General features: G+C 60.6%; 13 protein-coding genes. 4 read left to right on the plus strand and 9 right to left on the minus strand.

Going from position 1 to position 15,503, the window contains the following annotated elements; all coding sequences use genetic code 11:
* Positions 1-502: 502 nt before the first annotated feature.
* The 9 genes from SGN16_RS25855 to SGN16_RS25895 all read right to left on the minus strand — a co-directional run bounded on the left by SGN16_RS25855 (position 503) and on the right by SGN16_RS25895 (position 10,911).
* Positions 503-1,507 carry a hypothetical protein gene (locus SGN16_RS25855; protein WP_335945935.1) on the minus strand — a complete coding sequence of 335 codons (1,005 nt, stop codon included), beginning with the start codon at positions 1,505-1,507 and terminating at the stop codon, positions 503-505.
* Positions 1,508-1,734: 227 nt separating this feature from the next.
* Positions 1,735-3,147: an aldehyde dehydrogenase family protein gene (locus tag SGN16_RS25860; protein WP_335945934.1), complete on the minus strand. Its 1,413-nt coding sequence runs from the start codon at positions 3,145-3,147 to the stop codon at positions 1,735-1,737.
* A complete protein-coding gene (locus tag SGN16_RS25865) occupies positions 3,144-4,202 on the minus strand; it encodes a homoserine dehydrogenase (protein WP_335945932.1) in 1,059 nt (352 codons plus the stop codon). Before SGN16_RS25865 ends, SGN16_RS25860 begins: the two co-directional genes overlap by 4 nt.
* A gap of 384 nt (positions 4,203-4,586) precedes the next feature.
* Positions 4,587-5,024 carry an Lrp/AsnC family transcriptional regulator gene (locus SGN16_RS25870; RefSeq protein ID WP_109756321.1) on the minus strand — a complete coding sequence of 146 codons (438 nt, stop codon included), beginning with the start codon at positions 5,022-5,024 and terminating at the stop codon, positions 4,587-4,589.
* A 12-nt stretch (positions 5,025-5,036) separates the two neighbouring features.
* Positions 5,037-6,416 carry a threonine synthase gene (gene thrC / locus SGN16_RS25875; RefSeq protein WP_335945931.1) on the minus strand — a complete coding sequence of 460 codons (1,380 nt, stop codon included), beginning with the start codon at positions 6,414-6,416 and terminating at the stop codon, positions 5,037-5,039.
* A gap of 16 nt (positions 6,417-6,432) precedes the next feature.
* Positions 6,433-7,323 carry a LysR substrate-binding domain-containing protein gene (locus SGN16_RS25880; RefSeq protein WP_335945929.1) on the minus strand — a complete coding sequence of 297 codons (891 nt, stop codon included), beginning with the start codon at positions 7,321-7,323 and terminating at the stop codon, positions 6,433-6,435.
* Positions 7,324-7,380: 57 nt separating this feature from the next.
* Positions 7,381-8,811 carry an amino acid permease gene (locus SGN16_RS25885; protein ID WP_210641266.1) on the minus strand — a complete coding sequence of 477 codons (1,431 nt, stop codon included), beginning with the start codon at positions 8,809-8,811 and terminating at the stop codon, positions 7,381-7,383.
* Positions 8,812-8,962: 151 nt separating this feature from the next.
* Positions 8,963-10,216 carry a cystathionine gamma-synthase family protein gene (locus SGN16_RS25890; RefSeq protein WP_335945928.1) on the minus strand — a complete coding sequence of 418 codons (1,254 nt, stop codon included), beginning with the start codon at positions 10,214-10,216 and terminating at the stop codon, positions 8,963-8,965.
* Positions 10,217-10,452: 236 nt separating this feature from the next.
* The gene (locus tag SGN16_RS25895) at positions 10,453-10,911 is read right to left on the minus strand and encodes a GNAT family N-acetyltransferase (protein WP_335945927.1); all 459 of its coding nucleotides are present in this window, start codon (positions 10,909-10,911) and stop codon (positions 10,453-10,455) included.
* A gap of 404 nt (positions 10,912-11,315) precedes the next feature.
* Between SGN16_RS25895 and SGN16_RS25900 the strand changes: the two genes are divergently transcribed.
* From SGN16_RS25900 to SGN16_RS25915, 4 genes are read left to right on the plus strand one after another with little or no spacing between them, the layout of a single operon-like run.
* The gene (locus SGN16_RS25900; RefSeq protein WP_210641272.1) at positions 11,316-11,939 is read left to right on the plus strand and encodes a CDP-alcohol phosphatidyltransferase family protein; all 624 of its coding nucleotides are present in this window, start codon (positions 11,316-11,318) and stop codon (positions 11,937-11,939) included.
* Between the two features lie 11 nt (positions 11,940-11,950).
* Positions 11,951-13,708 (plus strand): bifunctional alpha/beta hydrolase/class I SAM-dependent methyltransferase, encoded by a 1,758-nt coding sequence (locus tag SGN16_RS25905; protein WP_335945926.1) that lies wholly within the window; start codon positions 11,951-11,953, stop codon positions 13,706-13,708.
* A complete protein-coding gene (locus SGN16_RS25910; RefSeq protein WP_335945925.1) occupies positions 13,708-15,051 on the plus strand; it encodes a phosphatase PAP2/dual specificity phosphatase family protein in 1,344 nt (447 codons plus the stop codon). Before SGN16_RS25905 ends, SGN16_RS25910 begins: the two co-directional genes overlap by 1 nt.
* Entirely contained in the window at positions 15,041-15,496 is a 456-nt protein-coding gene (locus SGN16_RS25915; RefSeq protein WP_335945924.1) for a hypothetical protein, read from the plus strand. Before SGN16_RS25910 ends, SGN16_RS25915 begins: the two co-directional genes overlap by 11 nt.
* Positions 15,497-15,503: the final 7 nt, after the last annotated feature.

A 15,503-nucleotide genomic window follows, 5' to 3' on the forward strand; every position in this document is an offset into this window, starting at 1 on the left:
TCAAGCAAAAAAATGCATTTATGCATAATTTGGTTTTTTCTTTTAGCTGATACGTTTCAGCCTTGAACGTTTGCAGAAGTTCATTCCCGGTGAGATCGACGACGTTGCCTGCACGGTCGGTGCACTGAACGTTACTCGGTGCAAAGCGCGCGTATCGGGGCAACGGGCGGAAGCAGTGCATAGAGGGATCGGTCAGCTGAGCCTGCGCGTTCTGCGCAAAGGCCAATGCAAGGTGGGGAGCCACATGGGGGTTTAGATTTGTCGCCGTCGGCGGCATGAAGGGAAGCGGGTCGTCGTGAGCTGTTTGCGAGGGGGTGAGTCAGCGGTTCTGATGTTGACTGGTATAGCGCTATCGCGAGCAAGCTCGCTCCCACAGTGGGGTGTGCGAAGTGCCTGTTATGACGGTGGGTCACGAACGCTCGGTCACTCAATACCCGGGGTAAGCGCGGCTCTGGATTTCACATCCACTGCAGCTCTTTCGGCGGACGGGGTCAGGCTCGGTCTAGGCAATCGCGCAAACAAAACTCCGGGCGCGACCGGCTTCAACACCCAACAAGCCTATTTCGGTTTCATCAATGGCTTGGAGTTGAACCAGGTTCATGCCTTCGCGCCGGTAAACTGAACTGCCCTCTGAATCAGCATGAACCACATACCCCCCAGGCTTTACGCCTACACGAGTTTCATCGAGAGCAATACTGGCCGAGACCAGGATATGGAAATCCAGGACGTTGTTCTTATGCAAAACCGTCGCGCCAATGAAATGTTCTGAACATATTTCCAAAGCCAGTTGCAGCCCATAGACAGCTGGGGTTTCCCGATAACTGCCCGGCATGAATATCTTGTCGTCCCAGAACTGCGGGCCATTCAGCTCTTCCAGCCCATCGTTTCCTATATTGGGGTAACGTTTATGCTGGTAGAAAACGTCTCCACCCCAAATGATGAAGCCTGTATTTCTAACGATTCCGCCGCTGGCTTCTGAACCTTCTTCTTCGATTTTTGCGATACGCTCCTTCGTAGCCTTTGCATAATCGCCATAAACCCCTTTGTTTATGCGGTCCCACCTCGGGATTTCATTCACGACCGCATCCATTTCCACACCATATTTTGCCTTGTTGATATTTCTGGCCTGACCCCACGATTTCAACTGCTGGGTTCCCCTTTTCCGCATCCTGGAGTCTGGGCGCTGCATTGATTTGAACCAAAGCGTCGTGCCTGGGACGAATATCAGCCATGGATTTCTGCTTGAAATATCTGCCAATGTTGCCCGGATGATTTCTTTTTCTTCCTCCGAAATAAACGAGGTAGGCATTTCCTTGGAGAAAAGATACTCGGGGGCGACGACAAGGCAATAATTCAGTTTATGTTGATCGACATGTTTGGCGAACGCAGTTCTCGCCATGTACAGCAAAGCCCCGATTCTAAGCTGTATGCAGAGAAGACTGTTCTCGACGGGGACTCTTAATCTGCGGGTATCGAAGTCCCAGACCACCACCAGTACGTTCGGCATCCTTTCCTCCCGCCTGGCTGCTGAGCGGTGCCGCAAGCCGGATTGGCCGCATTCATGTGAGGAGGCACTTGGCGCATATTCCAGGAAAATTCAGCTTAGATGAGCCAGGACGATTTGGCCGACAGCTCCAGAAAAATATTTGTGAAACGCAAGAATCGAGGCTCTTTTGGATGCCGCAAAAAAATCGGGCAGGTGACCAACCTGCCCGATGCCAACGACCTGACCTATCAACCCAACGTATTCAGGCAGACCACCTTCGGCTGGGTCATTTCCTCATAGGCAAACCGCACCCCTTCCCTGCCCAAACTCCCGTACTTGGAGCCGCCAAACGGCATCGCATCAAAGCGGAAATCCGACGAGTCATTGATCATCACGCCTCCCGCTTCGATCCGTCGTGCAGCGCTCATCGCGGTGCTGAGGTCGTTGGTGAAAATCCCGGCGTGAAGCGCGTATTCCGGTTCGTTAGCCAACGCGATGGCTTCATCAAACGTCTCGAAGGGCTGCAACACCACCACCGGCGCGAAGGCTTCATTGCGCCAGAGTCGGCTGGAATGATCGACGTTCTCCAGCACCGTGGCGGCGTAGCAGTTGCCTTGTCGACGATGACCACAGAGCAAAGTGGCGCCTTGTTGCAGGGCTTCGTTCACCACCTGTTCAGCGTTCTGCGCGGCCTGTTGGGTGATCATCGGGCCGATGTCGGTGCCTGCGAGCAGTGGGTTGCCGACCACCAGGGCTTGGGCCTGGTTGACGAAGCGTTCGCGAAAGGCGGCGTAGATCGGTGCGTGGATGAGCAGGCGTTGGGTGCCGATGCAGTTTTGCCCGGCGGCCCAGAAGGCGCCGGAGACGCAGCTGTCGACGGCAGCGTCGAGGTTGCAGTCGCCCATGACGATGACGGGGGCGTTGCCGCCGAGGTCCATGGCGAGTTTTTTCAGGCCGGCGCTGCGGGCGATTTGTTCGCCGGTGACGAAGCCGCCGGTGAAGGAGATCATCCGCACGTCGCGGGCGGCTACCAGGGCTTTGCCCAGTTCGGCGCCGCCGGTGGCGACGGTGACCACGGTTTCGGGCAGGCCGGCAGCGACCAGGTACGAGACCAGTTTGAGGGCCGACAACGGCGCCAGTTCGGACGGTTTGAGGATCACCGCGTTGCCGCCGGCGATGGCCGGGCCGAGTTTGTGCGCCACCAGGTTCAGCGGGTCGTTGTAGGGGGTGATGGCGACGATCAGGCCAAGGGGTTCGCGGGTGAACCAGCCTTGGCGCGATTCGGCGCCTTCGTAGGCGTCGAACGGCACGATTTCGCCGGCGTTGCGCTTGGCTTCCTCGGCGGAGAGCTTGAGGGTGTTGACGCAGCGTTTGACTTCTTTTTCCGCCTGTTTGAGGGTCTTGCCGGCTTCGTCGACGATCAGCCGGGCGAAGGCTTTGGCGTCGCGTTCGATGTTCAATGCAGCGTGTTCGAGGATGCTGGCGCGGCGATGACGTGGCAGTGCGGCGCAGGCTTGTACGCCGCAGCGTCCGGTCTCCAGCAGTTGTGGGACTTCTGAGACGCACACGTCGGCGACGGTGCCGACGATGCTGCCATCAAATGGGTTGAGGACTTCGATATGCGGTTCGACGACCGCCAGGGCCAGGCGCGATACGTTCACAGGTTGTGCTCCTGTTTGCGGGTTGTCGATTGGTGGATGTGAATGATGTCCGACAGCAGGGCGAAGGCGGTTTCGGTGCGGCCTGCGCCCGGACCGGAGACGGTGACGGCGCCGAGCAGTTCGCTGGTGAAGGACACGGCGTTGGTGGCGCCGCTGATGCTGGCCAGTGGGTGGTCGTTGTTCAGCAGGCGCGGTTCGACGCTAGCGCTGATGGAGCCGTAGGCATTGCGGGTGGCGGCGCCGATGAGCTTCCAGCGCGCGCCGTTTTGCCGGGCTTTTTCGATGTCGTCGAGGCTGAGGGCGGAGATGCCGCTGCAGGTGACGTCGTTGACCGTGAGTTTGGCGTCGAGCAGTTCGTTGGCCAGGATCACCACTTTCAGGCGAACGTCGTGGCCTTCGACGTCTGCCGTTGGGTCGGCTTCGGCGTAACCCAGGGCTTGGGCCTGGCTGACGGCTTCGGCGAATCCGAGGCCGCCTTCCATGCAAGTGAGGACGAAGTTGGAGGTGCCGTTGAGGATGCCTTCGAAACCTGTGATCGAACTGCCGGCCAGGGACTGTTTGGCCAGGCGAATGACCGGGGTGCCGCTCATCACTGAGCCTTCGTATTCGAAGGCGACGTTGTTGCGCCGGGCCAGGGCCTTGAGCTCGGCGCCGTGCAGGGCGATGGGGCCTTTGTTGGTGGTGACCACGTGTTTGCCGCGCTCCAGCGCCCAGCGGCAAAACGAGGTGGCGGGCTCGCCGTCCACCGGGTTGGTGAAAGTGGCTTCGGCGATGATGTCGGCGCCGCAGTCTTTGATCACAGCTTCGTTGAGGGCATCGACGGTGCCGCCGGGCAGTTGTGACATGGCGCCTTTGGTGGCTGGTAGTTTGGCCAGCGAGGCGGCGTCGAGGCCGTGGCGGTCCATCACCGAACCGAGGAACAGATCGGTCACGCCGACGATTTTCAGGGTGAAGCCGAGTTCGGTTTTCCAGCTTTCGTTACGCTCGGCGATGAGCTGAGCCAACGCCCGATTCACACCGCCGAAGCCGACCAGCGCCAGTTTGTATTCAGTCATTTTTGTTATGTCCTTGATCCGGGTGATGAGGTTGTTGGGATCTAGGTTAGGGGGGTGGGCTGGGCAGTGAAATATGCCAATTTGCTCTATTTTCTGGGCGTTTTGACCAGGAGGTGGGCGAAGCGGCAGGCATGAAAAAAGCCAACAGGGTTGGCTTTTTAGTTCAGGTTGGCGCGGTCCATTTCTGGTGAGGGGATATGTCTGTGGTGCAGGGGGTATCTGTGGCTGGCCGGGGGCTTCTTTTGAACGCATGCTTACCCCTGGCCGGGCACAGAACCCTGTGGGAGCGAGCTTGCTCGCGATGGGGCCTGGTCAGGCAACATTGGTGTTGGCTGGGCTACCGCTATCGCGAGCAAGCTCGCTCCCACAGGGGGGCACTGTTGCCTAAACCACCGATGACAACACAAACGACGTCACGGTGTTCTCCACCCCCGGCAACGCGGAGATCTCTTTCCACACCTTATGCACCCGCTCCGGATTCGCCGCACCCACCCGCAGCATCAAATCAAACTCACCACTCATCACATCGCACTGCTGCACTTCCGGCATGGCTCGCAGGGCTTGCAGTACTTCCGCGCCGCGCATGCGGTCGTAGCGGTAGACGAAGATCACGGCGTTGATGTTCGAGGAAGCCTGCCCGCCCTCGCCGGTGCGCACGGTGTAGCCCTGGATCGCGCCGTCGCGTTCGAGACGTTCGATGCGTTGGCGCACGGCGTTGCGTGAGAGGTTGACCTTGGCCGCCAGCTCGGCGTGGGCGGCCCGGGCGTTGAGCCGGAGTTCGGCGATGATGCGTTCGTCGAGCGGGTCGAGAATTCGCTTCATGGGGGCCTCCTGTTATAGAACAGCGAGCAGTTGTTGGAGGGCACCGAGGTCGTCCGGCTGGATGCGCTGGATCTGCACCGGGCGATGGTCGGACATGGGACGCTGTTGCGGCGCAATGTCGATCCCCAACTCGCCGAGCAGCACCGCCGATTTGGCCGGTGAAATCTCGCCCAAGGTCACCATCGGCGCCACCAGGCTGCGGCGGTACAAGCGCGCCGCGAGCACGCCCGTGGCGGTGTGCGGGTCGATGACATAGCCGGTGTCGCGATACAGCGAGGTGATTTCCTCCAGCGTCTGTTCATCCGTAACCGCATAGGAGTCGATGATCATCCGCGCCTGTAGCCAGAACTCGTTGGCGATGGTCATCTCGCCAGTGGTTTCGAAGGTTGTCATCAGCGCGCTCACCGCCTGGTCGTCGTGGCCGTAGAGCTCCCAGAGAAACCGCTCCAGGTTGGAAAAGATCGACAGGTCCATGGCCGGCGACAAGGTCTTGTTGGCGCGCAAGCGGGAGTAGTGGTTCTTCAGGAACAACTGGTGCAGCGCGTCATTCTGGTTGGTCGCGACGATCATCTGCGTGATCGGCAAGCCCATTTTCTGCGCGATGTAGCCGGCGTAGACCTCGGCAAAACTCGCCGCCGGCACGCTGAAACCAATCGGGCGCTGACCGCCGCCCAGTTGCAGCACGGCGTGGAAGTAAAACACCAACTGCGCCATGACGCTGACCCAGTTGCTGGAGTTGAAACTGATCGCCTCGCGCCCGGTGCACGGCCACTGCCGGAACAAGCGGGTGACGAGGGTCTGGCACTCGTCGAAGCTGCCATTGACGGCGAACTGATGAACCCGCGGATGGGCCGCCGCTTGCAGGTGCTGGCGTTGTTCTTGCGGCACGCCTGCCTCCGGGTAAATCACCACCACGTCGGTTTCATCGCAGTGCTTGAAGGCTTCGATGGCGGCCAACCCGGTGTCGCCATTGGTGGCGCCGATCACCACGGCGCGGCGCTGGCGTTTGCGCAGGAAGTATTGCACCAGCCGTGCCTGCAACTGCGCGGCAAAATCTTTCGAGGAACGGGTCGGGCCATGGAACAACTCCAGGACCCATTCGTTGCGATCCACCTGATGCAAAGGTGCCAGGGAGCGATGGCTGAACTGGCTGCCAGCCTCCTTGAGCACGCGCTTGAAGTCAGCCTCGGGAATCGCCTCACCCACGAACGGACGCATCACTCGATAGGCCAGTTCGTCATAGGCCAGGGTCGACCAGTTGGCGATGTCCTGGGGTTCGAACTGCGGCAGCTCAAGCGGGACGAACAGCCCGCCGTCTTCAGCGATGCCCGACAACACGACCTTTTCGAAATCGACCTGTACCGCCGCATTCCGGGTACTCACATAGCGCATGGTTGGCTCCGGCCAATTATTTATAACGATGTGCCTGCTCGACCAGCCAGGTGGAAAACATCACCGCGTCGGGGTGCTGGTCGGCCCCGGAACTGCGTACCAGGTAGAACGATTCGCTGGCTTCGATGCGCTGGGTGAAGGGCTCGACCAGCCGCCCGTCTTCAAGCAGGTCAGCCACCATCGACGAGCGAGCCAGGGCAATACCCTGCCCCAGTTCGGCCATGCGCAAGGTGCAAACCAGCGTGTCGAACTGCATGCCCGTCGAAGAATCAACGCCGTCCGCGCCGACCATGTTCAGCCAATAACCCCAACCTTCTTCGTAACCCAACACGTGCAGCAGCGGATGTTTGGCCACGTCCGCCGGCACCTGCAGTGGCGAACGCGCCATCAGCGCTGGCGAGCACACCGGAAACAAGGTGTCCCAGGTCAGGCGTTGCGACACTAGGCCTGGCCATTGACCGTGGCCCCAGCGGATTTCCATGTCGTCTTCACCGTCCAGTTCCTTGACCCAGATGTTGCTGATGTAGCGGATATCGACCTGGGGATGGGCCTGGCGAAAACTCACCAACTTGGGCGCCAGCCAGTGCACGAAAAACGCCAGGCTGCCGCGCACCTTGATCGGTCGGCGTTTGTGCTGGCCGAAAATCTCGTTGGTGCCGACTGCCAGCCGGGTGATCGCATCCTGCACCACCGGCAGATAGGCCTGGCCTTCTTCGGTCAAGCCCAGGCCACGGGGCAAGCGCTTGAACAGCGCCACCCCCAGATGGCTTTCCAGTTGGCGGATCTGCTGGCTGACCGCGCCTTGGGTCAAGCACAATTCTTCGGCCGCGTGGGTGAAGTTCAGGCAACGGGCAGACACCTCGAATGCCCGCAGCCAGTTCAACGGGGGTAACGGCTTTTGCTTCATGATCGGACCTCGCTGACACCCCTTCCACCGAGCGCACCGGCCACGCCTCAGCGCTGGCTAGAACGCATCGGACGGCTGTGCCAAGGGGGCAACCGACAAGCGTTGCTCGCGGCTTTTGCGGGTAATGAAATACACGAAATAGCACCAGGCGATGAAGGGCAAGCCGAAGTACAGGGCCACCCGCTGTTCCGGGTCGAACGCGATCCCGACACACGCCAGGCTGCAGCATACCAGCGCCCCCAGCGGCACCCACGGATAACCACGAACGCGGAACTTGAGATGGCGCACATCGCCGCCATTGGCGACATAGTGGCGGCGGAAGGCAATCTGGCTGGCGGCAATGCTCATCCACACCACCACCACGGCCAGGCCGGAGATCGACACCAACGCCAAGTAAATGGTATCGGCGGCAAACACGCTGCTGAGCAACGAAGCGGCGCCGCCGGCCATGCTCACGATGATCGCGTTGAGCGGCGTGCCCATGCGGGTCAGGGCCGAGAACTGCTTGGGCAAGTGCCCTTGGTCACTGAGGGTCCAGAGCATCCGCGAAGCGGCGTACAAACCGGAGTTGGCCGCCGAGAGCAAGGCGCTGATGATCACGAAGTTCATGATGTCGGCTGAGTACGGAATGCCGATGTAGGTGAAGACGGTGACGAAGGGGCTTTCAACCAGACCGGCCTGATCGCGGGGCAACAAGGTCGCCAGGACAAAAATGGTCCCGACAAAGAAGATCGCCAGGCGCAGCACGGTGGTGCGAATGGCGCGCGGCACATTGCGTTGCGGATCCTTGGTTTCACCGGCGGCGATGCCGATCAGTTCCGTGCCGGAGAAGGCAAAGGAGACCGCCAGCAGCGTCATCGCAATCGGCATGAAACCGGTGGGAAACAGCCCTTCGCGAGTGAAGTTGCTCAGCCCGATGCTGTGAGCCTGGTCGATGTTCAACAGGCCGAGAATCGCGCCACCGCCAATCAGCAGGAACACCACCACGGTGACCACTTTGACCAGCGACAACCAGAACTCGGTCTCGGCGAACAACCGCACCGAGATCACGTTGGTGAGAAACACCAAACCGGCGAACAGTGCACTCCAGATCCACACGGGCGTGTCCGGAAACCAACGCGTCATCAAGATGCCGGCGGCGGTGAATTCAGAACCGATTGCCACGGTCCAGGTCAACCAGTACAGCCAGGCCACCGTGTAACCGGTACCCGGGCCGAGAAAGCGCGTGGCGTAGGTGCTGAACGAACCGGTTTCCGGCATCTGCACCGCCAGTTCACCCAGGCACATCATCACCATGTAGACCATGAGCGCGCCGATGATGTAGGCGATCACCGCGCCCATGGGCCCGGCCTGGTTAACCGTGTACCCGGACGTGAGAAACAGCCCGGTACCAATGACGCCGCCTAATGCCAGCATGACAATATGGCGCGTCTGCATTTCCTGTTTAAAACCGGCACGCGTGTCGAGGTGTTGTTCTTTTATGGACATGGTTGTTCTCATGAAAGTTGTTAGGGCGCGCGTTAACGTCCGCGACAAGTTACTGGGCAGAGTAAAAGTGCGTCACCACTAAGTTTTATTATTATTCCTATTCATGAACGCCCCACTAACAGCCTTGTTGTGGAGTAGCAACATTCAAACTTCAGTTAGTTGTCTCGATATAAACTTCATTGCGTTGCGGATTAAGTGTTTTTTTGACGAAGGCGAATGCCTGTTTCAGATCGTCCAGTAGATCGTCGGTGTCTTCGATACCCACGGAGACCCGCACCAGCCCTTCGGAGATGCCCAGGGCCAGGCGTTCCTCGAGGGTGTTTTCAACATGGCTGGTGGTGCGGGCCGGGCCGTAGATGGTTTCCACCGCGCCGAGATTGCCGGCGCAATGGGCAAAGCGCAGGCGCGGCAGGAGCACCTTGACCGTGTCCATGCCACCGACCAGGACAAAACTGACGATGGCGCCGAAGCCGGACATCTGCGCACAGGCCACGGCGTGGTTCGGATGGCTGGGCAGGCCGGGATAATTCACCGACTCCACCAACGGCTCGGTGCAGAGAAACTCCGCCAGGGCCCGGGCACTGGATTGCTGCTGACGCATGCGCAGCACCAGGGTTTTCATGCCACGGATGATCATGTAGGCCGAGAACGGGTCGAGCGACGCGCCGTTGATTTCCCGATAGTGCCGAACCTTGGCCATCAAGGCGGCGCTGCCGCAGACCAGGCCACCGAGCACATCGCCATGGCCGCTGAGGAACTTGGTCGCACTGTGGATCACCACGTCCACGCCCAAGGCCAGCGGGTTCTGGTTGAGCGGCGTGGCGAAGGTATTGTCCGCCACCACCACGGCGCCGACGCGCTTGGCCGCTGCCACCAAGCGTGGGATGTCGAGGATTTTCAGGGTCGGGTTGGTCGGCGTTTCCAGGTACACCAACTGGCAACCCTTGGCGATTTCCCGCTCGATCTCTTCGTGATCGAACGTCTCGCACAAGGTCACGCCCACGCCCATGCGCGGCAGGAATTCTTCGAAAATCTTGTTGGTGCCGCCGTAACTGTCCTTGGTCGACACCACACGATCGCCATGGGCCAGGAAGGTATAAAGCACGCTGCTGATCGCCGCCATGCCGCTGCTGAACGCCACGGCGGACTCGGCCATTTCCAACTCGCAGATCTTGGCTTCGAGGGTCTCGACGGTGGGGTTGCTCATGCGGCTGTAGATAAAGCCTGGCGCCTTGCCCAGCGCAACGTCGTACCAGACGTCGATGTCGTCGTAACCGTAAGCGGCACTGACCACGATCGGGGTTTGCGTGGCGTTGTAGGGATGCCTGACTTGCTCCCCGCCCCACACCGCCCGGGTTGCCGCACCCGCATTTTCAAGCCCTGCGCTGTCAGGTTTATTGTTCATTGGGACTACTCGCACTCAAGGGGTGAACGTTGAGCCATTCACCGGATCTGGGGGCCAATATAGGGAAAAGCCGCCGGCCCGAGAAACGATGTTATCGGTGCCAAAGGGCTGCTTTTTTTAATGGCTGAATGCGAAGTAGCGACACGGTTGCGTCAGGCAGAGAACCTGTGGGAGCGAGCTTGCTCGCGATAGCGGTATATCAGCCACCCTTAACGCTGACTGACACACCACTCAAACTATAAACACCGCGCCATAAGCCACTGCTCTTTCCCCCAAGCCTCAAACCGCTCCAGCACTTCCCAACCAAGCCTGGCGTAATAATCACGCTGGCTGTGGGTGTGCAAGAACAGAGTGATGATTCCAGCCTCCCGCGCATGGCTGCAGATGCCTTCGATCAACTGCGCCGCAAGCCCTCTGCGTCGGGCACTGGGGGCGACGAGCACGCAAGCCAGCCACGGCCCCAGCTCTGGCCGGTCCGGCAGGTCGTGACTGGCCAGTGAAGCACCACCGAGCAATTGGCCCTGCTCCATGGCGATCAGGCACTTCCAGCACCCATCACGCTGCCCTGCCGCGAACTCCTGCTGCCAGCTGGCGAGCGATTGCTGGGCAAATTCATAACTGAATTCGCGATGGAGCCACTCGGCCATCTGGTCGCATTTATCCATGTGGTTAGCGAGCCAATCCATTTGTGGCATTTGAAACACTCCTTATTTGTCCTGGGGAGGGTTGGGGGGCAGGCTGCTGGCCTGTTCTGGTGTGCCGCTATCGCGAGCAGGATTTTCGTAGTTTGATCCTGAATGGACACACCACCAACCACTTCCGTGGCATCGGCCAATGTCGATCAGTTGAGACACAAAACCTGTGGGAGCGAGCTTGCTCGCGATAGCGGAATGTCAGCCAATACCAATGGAGACTGACACACAGCTATCGCGAGCAAGCTCGCTCCCACATTAGAAGCGGATGGTTTTCCAGCGGTAAATCCCGTTTTAGATGCCTACCCGCACTCATTCTCAAGAAATACCCGCCAGCCAACCCTCAACCTATCGTAATCTCGCACCTGTATAAGCCCAGCCCCGCAACCGGCCGAGATCTCACCCCGATGCCTTCCATCTACCAACTCAAACCCGCCTTCCAGAACCTGCTGCGCCCCCTGGTTCAACGCCTTTACAACAACGGCGTCACCGCCAACCAAGTCACGGTGCTCGCAGGCATCGTTTCAGTCTTGGTCGGCGCGGTGATCGCGTGGTTCGCCAGTCATCCGTGGATCTTCGTCCTGGTGCCGATCTGGATGTTCCTGCGCATGGCGTTGAATGCAGTGGATGGCATGTTGGCGCGGGAGTTTGGCCAGCAATCGCATCTGGGCGCCTACCTCAATGAGCTATGCGATATCATCGCCGACGCTGCCTTGATCCTGCCTTTTGCCCTGATTCCCGATGCCAGTCTGTTGCTCGTGTTGTTGGTCACGCTGTTGGCGTTGTTCAGCGAATACGCAGGCGTGCTGGGGGCGATGGTCGGGGCTTCGCGGCGCTATGACGGGCCGATGGGCAAGAGTGATCGCGCCTTTGTGTTGGGCGTGTTGGCGACCGGTATTGCCCTGGGTTGGCTCGGGGCGCTGTGGGTTGATGGTGTGATGGCGGTGGTTGCCGCCCTGCTGGTTTATACCTTGGTCAATCGGGTCCGTCATGGCCTGAGCCAAGTGAAGGAAAACGCTCCCTCAGCATAAAGGAACTTGCAATGCGCGAAGCCCAGGAACTGACGTTCACCACCCACGATGGCGTGGAGTTGTTCTACCGGCACTGGCCGGCTGTCGATGTGTCTACGGGTGAACCCCGCCAGGCCGTGTTGTTGTTTCACCGTGGTCATGAACATTCCGGGCGCATTGCGCACCTGGTGGATGAATTGAATCTGCCCGGGTTCGACTTTTTTGCCTGGGACGCACGGGGCCATGGCCAGTCGCCGGGCGCGCGCGGCGACAGCCCGAGTTTTGCCACCAGTGCGCGGGATGTGCAGACCTTCTGCGACCACATCGGCGCGACGCATCAGATCGACGAGGCGAACATCGCCGTGGTCGCGCAAAGCGTCGGGGCGGTGATCGCATCGACCTGGGTCCACGATTACGCGCCGCGCATCCGTTCGCTGGTGCTGGCGTCGCCGGCGTTCAAGGTCAAGCTCTACGTGCCGTTCGCTCGGCCGGGCCTGGCGCTGATGCGCAAGTTTCGCGGCAATTTTTTCGTCAACAGTTACGTCAAGGCGAAGTTCCTCAGCCATGACCCGGAGCGGGTGGCGTCCTACGACAGCGATCCGCTGATCACCAAGGCGATTTCGGTGAACGTGCTGCTGGGCCTGTACGAAGCCGCCGACCGCGTGGTGGCCGATGCCCAGGCGATCCAGGTGCCAACGCAGTTGTTGATCTCCGGTTCGGACTTTGTCGTGCATCGCAAACCCCAGGAGCAGTTCTTCGATCGCCTGGGCAGTTTGCACAAGGAGAAGCACATCCTGCCGGGGTTCTTCCACGACACCCTCGGCGAGAAGAACCGCGCGCCGGCCATTGCCAGTGCCCGGCGCTTCATCCTGCAAAACTTCGCCCGCCCGCTGGAGCGCCCGTCCCTGCTGGACGCCGATCGCCTGGGCTTGACCTGCGCCGAAGCCGAAACCCTGGCGACGCCGCTGCCGCACAACTCGTTGCGCGACCTTTACTGGCGCATGACCCGCGCCAGCATGCGCTTTGGCAGCAAATTGTCCGCGGGTGTGAAGCTGGGCTTCGACACCGGGTTCGACTCCGGCAGCACCCTGGATTACGTCTACCGCAATCGCCCCACCGGCACTTCGGCCGTGGGTAAGATGATTGACCAGAACTACCTGAATTCCATCGGCTGGCGCGGTATTCGCCAGCGCAAAGTGCACGTCGAAGAACTGCTGCGCCTGGCCATGGGCAAGTTGCGCGAACAGGACCGCGAGGTGCGCATCGTCGACATCGCCGCCGGGCATGGCCGCTACATTCTCGAAGCGCTGCAAGGCGTCAGCCCGTTGCCGGAGTCGATCCTGCTGCGCGACTACAGCGACATCAACGTGCGCGACGGCAGTGCGCTGATCCTGGAAAAAGGCTTGGGCGATATCGCCCGGTTCGTCAAAGGCGACGCGTTTGATCGCCAGGACCTGGCGGCGCTGCAGCCAAAACCGACCCTCGCCGTGGTGTCCGGTTTGTACGAGTTGTTTGCCGATAACCAGATGGTCGGCGGCTCCCTCGCCGGTTTGGCCGAAGCGGTGGAGCCCGGTGGTTTCCTGGTCTACACCGGCCAGCCGTGGCACCCGCAACTGGAACTGATCGCCCGCGCCCTCACCAGCCACCGCGCCGGGCAAGCCTGGGTGATGCGTCGGCGCACCCAGGCGGAGATGGATCAACTGGTTGAGGCGGCGGGCTTTCGCAAAATCACCCTGCGGGTCGATGAATGGGGCATCTTCAGCGTTTCGCTGGCCCAGCGAGTGCAGTAATGAGCGCCGTCATCGCTCCGGCCCGCGAGCCCGCACTGCTGAAACCGGCAGTGCTGTGGCTGCTGTTGTTGGCGCCGCTGTTTTTCAGCACCTATGGCTTCGCCACTTGGGTGACCTCCCAGCGTGACGACGTCGGCACGCTGGTGTTCGCCTGGGAAAGCCACATGCCGTTCATGGCCTGGACCATCGTGCCGTATTGGTCGATCGATCTGCTGTACGGCCTGTCCCTGCTGTTGCCCACCAGCCGCGATGAACTCAAGCGCCACGCCTTGCGCCTGCTCACCGCCCAGGCGATTGCGGTCAGTTGCTTTTTGCTCTGGCCGCTGCGCTTTACCTTCCCCCGGCCAGAAATGGACGGGGTGTTCGGTTGGTTGTTCGAGGTGCTGGCGGGGTTCGACAAGCCATTCAATCAGGCGCCGTCGCTGCACATTGCGTTGCTGGTGGTGCTGTGGGTTTGTTATCAGCGGCATCTGCAGGGGTTCTGGCGTTGGCTGATGCACGGTTGGTTTGCGCTGATTGGTGTGTCGGTGCTGACCACTTATCAACATCACTTCATTGACCTGCCCACGGGTGCGTTGGCCGGTTGGTTGTGTGTGTGGTTGTGGCCGTTGGATCGGCCGAGTCCGCTGCTGAGCGCGCGTCTGGCGACGGACCCTGCCCGCCGGCGATTGGCGCTGCGTTATGGCTTGGCCGCGGCGGTGCTGTTCATCCCGGCGTTTGCCTTGGGCGGCGTGTGGCTCTGGTTGATCTGGCCGGCGGTGGCGGTGCTCATGGTGGCGCTGAATTACCTGGCGTTCGGTGCCGACGGTTTCCAGAAGCGTGTCGATGGCCGCTTGAGCCCGGCGGCGCGTTGGTTGCTGGCGCCTTATCTGGCGGCGGCATGGATCAATTCCCGTTGGTGGACGCGTCAGCATCCGCAGCCGGATCAGGTGGCGGATGGCGTCTGGCTCGGACGCATTCCCACGCCGATGGAATTGAAGGACAGCGAGTTTCGCGGGGTGCTCGACCTTTGCGCCGAGCTGTCCATCGACAGCACGGGGGTTGCCTATCGCTCGTTGCCAGTGCTCGACCTGACGGCGCCGACCACCGAGCAATGCCTGAAAGCGGCGGAGGCTATCGAAAGCCTACGCCAGCGTGGGCCGGTACTGGTCTGCTGCGCCTTGGGTTATTCGCGCAGCGCCACGGCCGTGGTCGCCTGGTTGTTGCACAGCGGGCGGGCAGCGAGCGTTGATGCGGCTATCGTGCAAATCCAGCGAGTTCGCCCGCAGATTGTTTTGCATGCGGCACATCGTCGGGCGTTGGAGCCGTTATCCACAAGCCGGGAGAATGTCCATGATCACTGATATGGAACTGCACACCGTGGCGAGTCTGTTGCGCCGCGGTCAATCGCTGGATCAGCTGTCCACCGGGCTGACGCTGCTGGCGGTGTTGCTCGGGTTCGGGCAGTGGTTGGTGGGCGTTATCGATCCCTGGCTGCTGCTGTTGAGCGCCGTACTGATCGTCCTCGGCGTGCTGGAAAAATACTGGGCGTTGCGCGTGGCGTTCGATGCCGATCTGTTTCAGCGCATGGCCGACAGTAGCCAATCCCTGGCCGAACGCACCTACACATTGGATCAAGCCCTCACCTCCCTGGGCCTGCAACCGGCCGCCCGTGCCGGTCGTCTCTGGACCGAACGTCGGCATGGCGCGTTGTTGCTGCTGCGCCGGCAATCACGGCTGCTGACCGCACAAGTTGTCTTGACGCTGGGCTTCATCCTGGCCAGTCCCTGGCTAGCCTTTTCAGGATAAGGAATCC

The sequence above is a fragment of the Pseudomonas sp. G166 genome (assembly GCF_037027455.2).
In the GTDB taxonomy this organism is placed as follows: Bacteria; Pseudomonadota; Gammaproteobacteria; order Pseudomonadales; family Pseudomonadaceae; genus Aquipseudomonas.

Excerpts from the sequence above, each read along its gene's own strand:
- SGN16_RS25855 (WP_335945935.1), bottom strand. The coding sequence starts at position 1,507 with ATGCCGAACGTACTGGTGGTGGTCTGGGACTTCGATACCCGCAGATTA.
- SGN16_RS25865 (WP_335945932.1), bottom strand. The coding sequence starts at position 4,202 with ATGACTGAATACAAACTGGCGCTGGTCGGCTTCGGCGGTGTGAATCGG.
- SGN16_RS25870 (WP_109756321.1), bottom strand. The coding sequence starts at position 5,024 with ATGAAGCGAATTCTCGACCCGCTCGACGAACGCATCATCGCCGAACTC.
- thrC (WP_335945931.1), bottom strand. The coding sequence starts at position 6,416 with ATGCGCTATGTGAGTACCCGGAATGCGGCGGTACAGGTCGATTTCGAA.
- SGN16_RS25880 (WP_335945929.1), bottom strand. The coding sequence starts at position 7,323 with ATGAAGCAAAAGCCGTTACCCCCGTTGAACTGGCTGCGGGCATTCGAG.
- SGN16_RS25885 (WP_210641266.1), bottom strand. The coding sequence starts at position 8,811 with ATGTCCATAAAAGAACAACACCTCGACACGCGTGCCGGTTTTAAACAG.
- SGN16_RS25890 (WP_335945928.1), bottom strand. The coding sequence starts at position 10,216 with ATGAACAATAAACCTGACAGCGCAGGGCTTGAAAATGCGGGTGCGGCA.
- SGN16_RS25895 (WP_335945927.1), bottom strand. The coding sequence starts at position 10,911 with ATGCCACAAATGGATTGGCTCGCTAACCACATGGATAAATGCGACCAG.
- SGN16_RS25900 (WP_210641272.1), top strand. The coding sequence starts at position 11,316 with ATGCCTTCCATCTACCAACTCAAACCCGCCTTCCAGAACCTGCTGCGC.
- SGN16_RS25905 (WP_335945926.1), top strand. The coding sequence starts at position 11,951 with ATGCGCGAAGCCCAGGAACTGACGTTCACCACCCACGATGGCGTGGAG.
- SGN16_RS25910 (WP_335945925.1), top strand. The coding sequence starts at position 13,708 with ATGAGCGCCGTCATCGCTCCGGCCCGCGAGCCCGCACTGCTGAAACCG.
- SGN16_RS25915 (WP_335945924.1), top strand. The coding sequence starts at position 15,041 with ATGATCACTGATATGGAACTGCACACCGTGGCGAGTCTGTTGCGCCGC.